Here is a 7,871-nt window from a genome sequence, read left to right on the forward strand (position 1 = left end):
GCTCATGTCGACGCTGCTCACCGCCACCCGCAGGCTCCTCGTTCTGCGCAAGCGCACGACGACCGACGCCGTCACGCTCCGCCACGCGATCGAATCGCGCGGCGATGCTGCCGAGCCGACACCGCTGGTGAAACGCGTGGCGCACGTCACCGAGCGCACTGTCGACGGGCGGCGGGTCATCCGGCTGACTCCCCGGCGCTCGCCCAGCGGCACACACCTGATCTACACGCACGGCGGCCGCTACGTGTTCCCGATCGGCGCGGCCCAGTGGGGAATCCTGGCGCGGCTCGTTGCGCGGAGCGGCGCCAGCATCGACGTTCCCCTCTACGGTCTGGCGCCTGAGTACACCGTGTCGGACGCCCTGCCCTTTCTCGAGGAAGTCTTCGATCAGGCGACGGCCGAGTTCGGCACGGCCGTCCACCTCGGGGGCGATTCGGCGGGCGGCGGGCTCGCTCTGGCGCAGGCGCAGCAGTACCGAGACCGAGGCGGCATCCAGCCCGCGAGCATCCTGCTGATCTCCCCCTGGGTCGAGGCCACCATGACGAATCCCAGAGTCGATGCCCTCGCGCCTCTCGACCATATGCTGGCTCCGCGCGGGCTCGCCGAGGCCGGCCGGATGTGGGCTGGCGAGCTGGCGCCGACCGATCCACTCGTCAGTCCGCTTCTCGGCGACCTGGCCTCGCTGCCGCCGGTTCACATTCAGCAGGGCAATCACGACGTTCTGTTCGCCGACGCGGAGGAACTCGCGCGGAGAATCGCTCGCGCGGGTGGGCTCGTCGACCTGCACGTCGTCCACGGCGGCTTCCACGACTTTCCGGGTGCCCCCTGGGTTCCTGAGGCGCGAACGGCTCTCGACGAGATGGCCTCGGTCCTCCGCGAGCCTCGTTAAGATCGCAGAATGCGCCGTCTCGCCGTGCTCGGGTCACCCATCGAGCATTCCCTCTCCCCCCTTCTGCAGTCGACCGCGTTCGCGCGCCTCGGCCTCGACATGGACTACGGTCGCGCCGAGGTCGCCTCGGGCGAGCTCGAGGCGTTCGTGGGCGGGCTCGACGACAGCTGGCTCGGCCTCAGCCTCACCATGCCCCTGAAGCGTGAGGTCATCCCCCTTTTGAACGACGCTTCCCCGCTGGTTCAGGCCCTTGGCGTGGCGAACACTGTCATCCTGAAACACGATCAGGGCCGCGCGACTCTCGCTGGCTTCAATACCGATGTCGACGGCATCACACGCGCTGTCGGCCGAGCCACGTCGGCGCGGCACGAATCGTGCACGATCCTCGGCGGAGGGGCCACCGCCCTTTCGGCACTGGCCGCCGCAGCCGAACTCGGGGCCAGTCGCATCACCCTCCTCCTTCGCGACACGTCGAGGGCCGACGACGCGCGCGACCTCGCCGAGAGACTCGACCTCGATCTGACCGTCGAGCCACTCACCCCCGACGACGCCGTCCGCACCCTCGACTTCGTCATCAGCACGCTCCCCGGTGGTGTCGACATACCCCGGATCGCGCCGGCCTCCGCAGAATCCGTTCTGCTCGACGTGGCCTACGACCCGTGGCCGAGCCCACTCGCCACCTCCTGGCAAGTCGCCGGAGCGGTCGCGGTCAGCGGCCTCGACATGCTCGTCGAACAGGCGATCGGCCAGGTACGCCTCTTCGCAGGGCTCCGGCAAGACTCCCCCCTCCCGAGCGAAGACGACATTAGGGCGGCCATGCGTGTCTCCGTCGGGCTCCCCGCGGAGGCCTCCGCATGAGCGACCATATTCGCCCCGCCCACATCGGCACTGTCGTGCTCGGACCGGGAATGCCGGCGGTGATCGTGCCCCTCCTCGGCTCGACCCGCGAAGCCTTGATCGATGAGATCGCCGCACTCGACTACGACGACCTCGACCTCGTCGAACTCCGCATCGACCACTTCGAGGCTGTCGACGACCTCGACGAGGTACAACGAGCGATCGAGACCGTGCGCGACGAGCTCCGGCACGGTGTGCCCATCCTCTTCACCTTCCGCTCGAAGCCGGAGGGCGGGCACCGCGACATCGACGCGGGCTCGTACGAGGCCCTCCTGTCTCTCGCGTCCGGGCTGGTGGAAGCCGTCGACGTCGAGATGTTCACCGAACTCGGCTCGCTCGAGCGCATCGTGAACGGCGCCCACGCGGCCGGCGCCTCCGTCGTGATGTCGTCGCACGAGTTCGAGCGCACCCCGACGATCGAGCAGATTCTCGCCCGGCTGTCACTCCAGCAGGATCTCGGCGCCGACGTCGTGAAGATCGCGGTGATGCCGAAGACGCCGAGCGACGTGCTGACGCTGATGCAGGCGACCACCGAGTTCACGACGACGAAGGCCGTCCGACCCGCGATCACCATGGCGATGGGGCCACTCGGCGTCGTGAGCCGTCTTGCCGGCGAGGTGTTCGGATCCTCGGCGACGTTCGGCTCGGTGAGCGCCGCGAGCGCGCCGGGGCAGCTTTCCGCGCGCGACGTGCGGCGTGCGCTCGTGGCGGTGCACGCGGCTCAGGGGTAGTGCGCGCGACGGGCGCTGGCGGGCGCTGGCGGGCGCTGGTTGTCGCAGAGCTTGTGACCCGCGAGCGTCGTTCAGGAGATCTGGCCTGTCTCCCCGTCGGATCCTTGTGTTCTGGTGTGACCGGCGCCTCATCTCCTGATTCGCGACCGGCTCCCTTGCGCCAGCCATCTTCGCGTGCAACTATCTACGCATGCTCGAAGATACGCAGGTTGCCCCCGTCGACCCGGTCGACACCGATGAGACCTATGTCGAACTCGCCGTCGAGGTCTTCTCCATGCTCGCCGACGCGACACGTGTGCGACTCGTTCTGGCCCTGGGCGGAGGCGAGCAGTCGGTGAACAGTCTCGCCGAACGCGTCTCCAAATCACCGACCGCGGTTTCGCAGCATCTCGCCAAGCTGCGGATGGCTCGGATGGTGTCCACCCGTCAGGACGGCAACAGGGTCTTCTACCGCCTCGCCAACGACCACGCCTCGAAGCTGGTGCAGGATGCCATCCATCAGGCAGAGCACTCCGTCGGAGGCACGATCCGCCACCACCACGAGAGCATCTGATGGCTCACGACCACGGTCACACTTCAGGATCCGGCCCCTCGTCGCGCATCCGCCTGGCGATCGCGCTGGCAATCACGCTCACCATCCTCGTCGCCGAGGTCGTGGGAGCCATCGTCACCGACAGCCTGGCGTTGCTCGTCGACGCCGGCCACATGCTGACCGATGCCGCGGGGCTCACCGCGGCACTCGTCGCCGCCTCGCTGATGGCACGGCCCGCGACCGCGAGCCTCACCTGGGGCTACCGTCGGGCCGAGGTTCTCGCAGCTCTCGGGCAGGCAGCCGTGTTGCTCGCGGTCGGTATCTACGCGCTTGTCGAGGGAGTCCAGCGTCTCTTCGAGCCGCCGTCGGTGCCCTCCTCCTCGCTCCTTGTCTTCGGAATCATCGGCCTTGTCGGAAACGCTGCTTCGCTGGCCGTCCTGAGTTCTGAGCGTGGCACCAACCTCAACTTCCGCGCCGCCTTCCTGGAAGTCCTGAACGATGCACTCGGTTCCGTTGCGGTCATCGTCGCCGCGCTCGTGATCACCTTCACGGGCTGGGCACGAGCCGACGTCGTCGCCGGCATGCTCATCGCTGTCTTGATCGTCCCGCGCACCATCGCGCTCCTGCGCGAAACCACCAGCGTTCTCTTGGAGTCGACACCACGGGGCCTCGACCTCGACGCCGTGCGCGTTCACATGCTCGAGTTGCCGCACGTGAAGGGCGTCCACGACCTGCACGCCTCTCAGATCGCGACCGGGCTGCCGGTCCTGAGCGCCCACGTGGTGGTCGAGCAGGGCTGCTTCGAAGACGGCCATGCACCGCGCATTCTCGACGACCTCCAGACCTGCGTGCTCGACCACTTCAGCGTTCCGATCGAGCACTCTACGTTCCAGCTCGAACCGGTGACGCACCAGCAGCACGAGCACCCCGGGCACGATTAGGGCTCGCGCGCGGGTCGGGCGTGGGTCGTGCTGTGGGGTCGTCTCCTGTTCGGGGGCGCTATTCAGGCATCTCGCCTCGCGGGTGGCTGCCTTTCGCGACTCTTCGCAGCGGGCGCGCTCCTAGTCCTGATCCCTGCGCGCAGCCCGCCTCCTCCGCCGCGATTGCGAACCCGCCCACTCACCCGGAGCCCCTGGCAGGCTCGCCGGGCTCGCACCGGTTCGTCCGTCAGGAACCCGGGCCCCACCAAACCCAGGATCCCACTCCCCGCGTCCCACCCCAGCCTCAACTCCTGATACGTGCGCGTGCCTCCACCCCGACGTCCTCGTCTCCACAGGGTGCACCCCGGACTCACTTCTCCACAGATCGCCGTCGGCGACTCCGCGCCCATTGACACAGCCCCACGCTGGTGGCATGAATTCCATTCAAGAACTTGTCACAGCAGCCGGCGGCGCCCTTCACCGCCGAGATCTCCTCCGTCACGGCATCCGCCCCCGCGAACTCACCCGCGCTGTCCGCGACGGCATCGTGCGACGCCCGAGGCGCGGCTGGTACTCCACCTTCGAACCGGACGACCCCCGCTTCGTCGCAATGAGCGTGGGCGGCCGCCTCACCGGCGCTGCGGCCGTGAAGCTGCTCGGTGGCTGGATGTGGGCGGCCGATCCGCCGCCCGTGGTCTCCGTCGCTCGAAATGCGGCGAGGCTTCATCGGCGACGAGGAGTGCGCGTCGTTCACGACCGCCCCTCGGTCGTCGCACGCGGCCCTGCCTGGGCCGTCGACCCTCGAGACGCGCTAGCGCGAGCCGTCGTAGAGGCCGAGTTCGAAGAGGCGGTCGCCCTGTGGGATTGGGCACGCCGTTCACCCCACTTCACACCTGCCGCGCTCCACGAGGTCGCGCGCGCCCTGCCTGCCGACGCCCGCGGCATCGTCACCTGGTCGGATGCAGAGTCGCAGAGCTTCCTCGAGAGCGTCGGCCGGGTTCGCTTCGTCGCCGACGGGCACGACGTGCAGACGCAGGTCGGTGTGGAGGGCGGCCGTTCGATCGACCTCGTCGTCGATGGGGTCCTGGGTGTCGAGATCGACGGCTACGCCTTTCACGCCGACTCGTTCGAAGCCGATCGCTCCAAAGACCTCGCCATCACGTGTGAGGGCCGCGTCCCGATGCGTTTGAGCTCTGCACTCATTCGGCGAGCCTGGCACCGCGTCACGGTAGCCGCTCGCGAGGCCATTGCCCGGCACATTCCGAGCCTGCCGCCCCCTCGGCGTCAGGCATCTCGGTCTCCATCACCTCGTCTCGCACCACGCCGCCGGCGATGGAGATGCCGACGCTTGGGCATAGACGATCTCAGGAGCGATCAATTCGCTCCACCGCAACGTGGCCTCACATCGAGCGAACGCGAGGCCGTCGCCACGCTCGATCGGACACCCGCCTCGGACCTTGCGAGTGCCGAGTCTCACTCGTGAGCGATGAGAGGGCGAAGTGTCTTCTGAGCGATACGGAGCCCCTCGGTGATCTTGGCGTCCGAGCCACCCCACAGCGGGTCTTCGTGCTCGACCGAGAGGGTTCCGTCGAAGCCTGCCTCGTAGAGACGGTCGACCACGTGGGGCCAGTCGACGGTGCCGCGACCGGGCACCCTGAAGCGCCACCAGCCCATCTCCCAAGGGTTGTCGCCCTTGTCTACCTTGCCGAAGAAGCCATACTGGTTGCGCTTCTCCGGAAACAGCTCCAGGTCTTTCGCCTGCGCGTGAACAATGTGCTCGGCGAACGGGAGGATCGTTTCTAGGGGGTCGATCCCGATCCAGGTGAGGTGCGAAGGATCCCAGTTGAGGCCGAAGCCGAGCCCCGTCACCCAGTCCCAGAGCTCCGGGCTGTAGGCGATGTTGCCCGGGTAACCGTCGGGGTGCCATCCTTCCATCACGCAGTTCTCGATGATGAGCTTGACCCCGCGCTCTCCGGCGTAGTCGACGAGTTCCGGCAGCACCCGAGAGCCCTCGACCATGTTCTCTTTGACGCTCTTCGAGTTGTCGCGGCCGATGAACGTGCCGACGTAGGGCACGCCGAGTTTGGCAGCGGCGTCGATCGAGTGCTTCAAGTGCGTACGCACGGCGTCGCGAGTGTCGAGATCCTGGTGCAGATTGTTCTCGTAGTACGCAAGGGCGCTGATCTCGAGACCGGTGCGATCGAGGGTCTCGCGGGTCTGAGCCGCATCATCGTCGGTGAAAGTCGCGACCGGCAGATGAGACGCCTCGAATTCGCGACCTCCGACCTTGGGCCAGACTGCGACCTCGAGTCGCTCGTATCCGGTGTCTCGAGCAAACGTGGCGATCTTGTCGAGAGACCAGTCCGGCAAGCAGGCGGTCAGCATTCCGAGTTTCACGCATTCTCCAATTCAGGTGTGCCGACCGGGGTCGGCTGGGTGTGGCTGCCACGATCGACGGGTGCCGCTGACGACGTGGCAGGGTGCAATGACAGCTGCAGGCTGCCTGCGCCCGAGGGTTCAGCCTTCGGTGAGCACCGGGGATGCCTCAGCGATCGACGTCCACGACGACGACTCGGCGCTCTCCAGGACGGCGTCGATGATGCGTGCGGCGCGCAGACCATCCGTGAATGTCGGAAGCCCGTCGGAAGCCTCGCCCCTAACAGCGGCATACGTGTCGGCCAGGAACGCCGAGAACGCGTCGGGATAGCCCTGCGGGTGACCCGATGGCACTCGATTGAGACGAGCCTGATCAGGATCCGGCACACCCTCTGCACGGTGCAGGAGCATGGTGCCCGATTCCGTCCCCAACCACACCGTCTCGGGGTTCTCCTGATCGAAAACCGCGGAGGCCTTCGATCCGTCGACCTCGACCCAGAGCCGGTTCTTACGGCCGGCAGAGACCTGCGAAATGACCGTGTTGGCCACTCCTCCGGAGGCTGTCTTGAAAGTCACGATGGCCGCATCTTCGGTCGTGACCGGCATCACCTCGGACGACGACGACCGCTCGGCGCCGAAGGAGGGGCCGCTCGGAACAGGTCGCTCGGCGTAGACGACCGTCGTGGTCGCCGACACCGCCACGAACCGCTCGCCCGAGATGAACTCGGCGAGATCGCACCAGTGCGATCCGATGTCGGCAAATGCACGAGATCGACCACCGACCGCGGCGTCCACCCGCCACGACGACGATTCAGGATCGAGCAGCCAGTCTTGGAGATAGGAACCGTGAACGAGATGCACTTCGCCCAGCTCGCCCGCGATTCGTCGCGCGCGAAGCTCTCGCACCATGGGGTGATAGCGGTAGGCAAACGGAACGGTGGCGACAACCCCCGCGGCAGTAGCGGCTTCGGCGAGCACTGCGGCCTCCTCGGCAGTCATCGCCAGCGGCTTCTCGCAGACGACATTGACGCCGGCGTCGATGGCTTGGAGGGCGTAGTCGAAGTGCGAGCCGTTGGGAGTGCAGATCTGCACGACGTCGGGTGAGTCGGCGAGAAGCTCATCAAAGGTGGCGTAACCGCTGGCGACGCCCCATTCTGCGGCGAACTCGGCCGAGCGAGCCGCACTCGACCCGAGGACCCCGATCACTTCGGCACCGGCATCTCGGGCGGCACGGCGGTGGACCGCGCCGATCATGCCCGTGCCGACGATGGCGACGCGCAGAGAGGAGGGAGCCATGGAAATCCTTCATTCGTTGAACGGTCTCGAGTCGATCTAACCGGGACTTCTGCCGACTGTCAATCAAAAGTCCTCACTATCGCGCCGTAAGTCAAGTCGGCGACGACGAAAAAGGAACGCCCACCGCCACGAGGGCGATGGGCGCACAGCACAGCGGGTCTTAGAAGACGAGGAGGCCGTCGGTTTTGGTGGTCGCGGCGGTGTAGCGGGCCTGGACGTTCTCCCACGAG

8 protein-coding genes are annotated in these 7,871 nt (G+C 67.1%); 6 read left to right on the forward strand and 2 right to left on the reverse strand.

The window, feature by feature from the left end:
- The first annotated feature begins 4 nt into the window (after positions 1 to 4).
- The 6 genes from ITJ49_RS08495 (at position 5) to ITJ49_RS08520 (ending at position 5,452) form a co-directional block, all read left to right on the forward strand.
- Entirely contained in the window at positions 5 to 889 is an 885-nt protein-coding gene (locus ITJ49_RS08495; RefSeq protein ID WP_194603945.1) for an alpha/beta hydrolase fold domain-containing protein, read from the forward strand.
- 9 nt (positions 890 to 898) lie between these two features.
- Positions 899 to 1,747: a shikimate dehydrogenase gene (locus ITJ49_RS08500; protein WP_194603949.1), complete on the forward strand. Its 849-nt coding sequence runs from the start codon at positions 899 to 901 to the stop codon at positions 1,745 to 1,747.
- The gene (gene aroD / locus ITJ49_RS08505; protein ID WP_194603951.1) at positions 1,744 to 2,517 is read left to right on the forward strand and encodes a type I 3-dehydroquinate dehydratase; all 774 of its coding nucleotides are present in this window, start codon (positions 1,744 to 1,746) and stop codon (positions 2,515 to 2,517) included. The genes ITJ49_RS08500 and aroD overlap by 4 nt, the downstream gene beginning before the upstream one ends.
- Positions 2,518 to 2,707: 190 nt before the next feature.
- Complete coding sequence (locus tag ITJ49_RS08510; RefSeq protein WP_055960053.1) at positions 2,708 to 3,070, forward strand: metalloregulator ArsR/SmtB family transcription factor; 363 nt, start codon at positions 2,708 to 2,710, stop codon at positions 3,068 to 3,070.
- The gene (locus ITJ49_RS08515; protein ID WP_194603954.1) at positions 3,070 to 3,990 is read left to right on the forward strand and encodes a cation diffusion facilitator family transporter; all 921 of its coding nucleotides are present in this window, start codon (positions 3,070 to 3,072) and stop codon (positions 3,988 to 3,990) included. The genes ITJ49_RS08510 and ITJ49_RS08515 overlap by 1 nt, the downstream gene beginning before the upstream one ends.
- Before the next feature lie 412 nt (positions 3,991 to 4,402).
- Positions 4,403 to 5,452 (forward strand): type IV toxin-antitoxin system AbiEi family antitoxin domain-containing protein, encoded by a 1,050-nt coding sequence (locus tag ITJ49_RS08520; RefSeq protein WP_194603957.1) that lies wholly within the window; start codon positions 4,403 to 4,405, stop codon positions 5,450 to 5,452.
- Here the strand turns inward: ITJ49_RS08520 and ITJ49_RS08525 are convergent.
- Positions 5,443 to 6,366, reverse strand: a complete 924-nt coding sequence (locus ITJ49_RS08525; RefSeq protein WP_194603961.1) for a sugar phosphate isomerase/epimerase — start codon at positions 6,364 to 6,366, stop codon at positions 5,443 to 5,445. The two genes, ITJ49_RS08520 and ITJ49_RS08525, sit on opposite strands and share 10 nt — an antisense overlap.
- A 120-nt stretch (positions 6,367 to 6,486) precedes the next feature.
- Positions 6,487 to 7,641 carry a Gfo/Idh/MocA family protein gene (locus ITJ49_RS08530; RefSeq protein ID WP_194603964.1) on the reverse strand — a complete coding sequence of 385 codons (1,155 nt, stop codon included), beginning with the start codon at positions 7,639 to 7,641 and terminating at the stop codon, positions 6,487 to 6,489.
- Positions 7,642 to 7,871 lie beyond the last annotated feature (230 nt).

The sequence above is a fragment of the Frondihabitans sp. VKM Ac-2883 genome, assembly GCF_015350875.1.
In the GTDB taxonomy this organism is placed as follows: Bacteria; Actinomycetota; Actinomycetes; order Actinomycetales; family Microbacteriaceae; genus Frondihabitans.

Excerpts from the sequence above, each read along its gene's own strand:
- ITJ49_RS08515 (WP_194603954.1), top strand. The coding sequence starts at position 3,070 with ATGGCTCACGACCACGGTCACACTTCAGGATCCGGCCCCTCGTCGCGC.
- ITJ49_RS08520 (WP_194603957.1), top strand. The coding sequence starts at position 4,403 with ATGAATTCCATTCAAGAACTTGTCACAGCAGCCGGCGGCGCCCTTCAC.
- aroD (WP_194603951.1), top strand. The coding sequence starts at position 1,744 with ATGAGCGACCATATTCGCCCCGCCCACATCGGCACTGTCGTGCTCGGA.
- ITJ49_RS08510 (WP_055960053.1), top strand. The coding sequence starts at position 2,708 with ATGCTCGAAGATACGCAGGTTGCCCCCGTCGACCCGGTCGACACCGAT.
- ITJ49_RS08530 (WP_194603964.1), bottom strand. The coding sequence starts at position 7,641 with ATGGCTCCCTCCTCTCTGCGCGTCGCCATCGTCGGCACGGGCATGATC.
- ITJ49_RS08495 (WP_194603945.1), top strand. The coding sequence starts at position 5 with ATGTCGACGCTGCTCACCGCCACCCGCAGGCTCCTCGTTCTGCGCAAG.
- ITJ49_RS08500 (WP_194603949.1), top strand. The coding sequence starts at position 899 with ATGCGCCGTCTCGCCGTGCTCGGGTCACCCATCGAGCATTCCCTCTCC.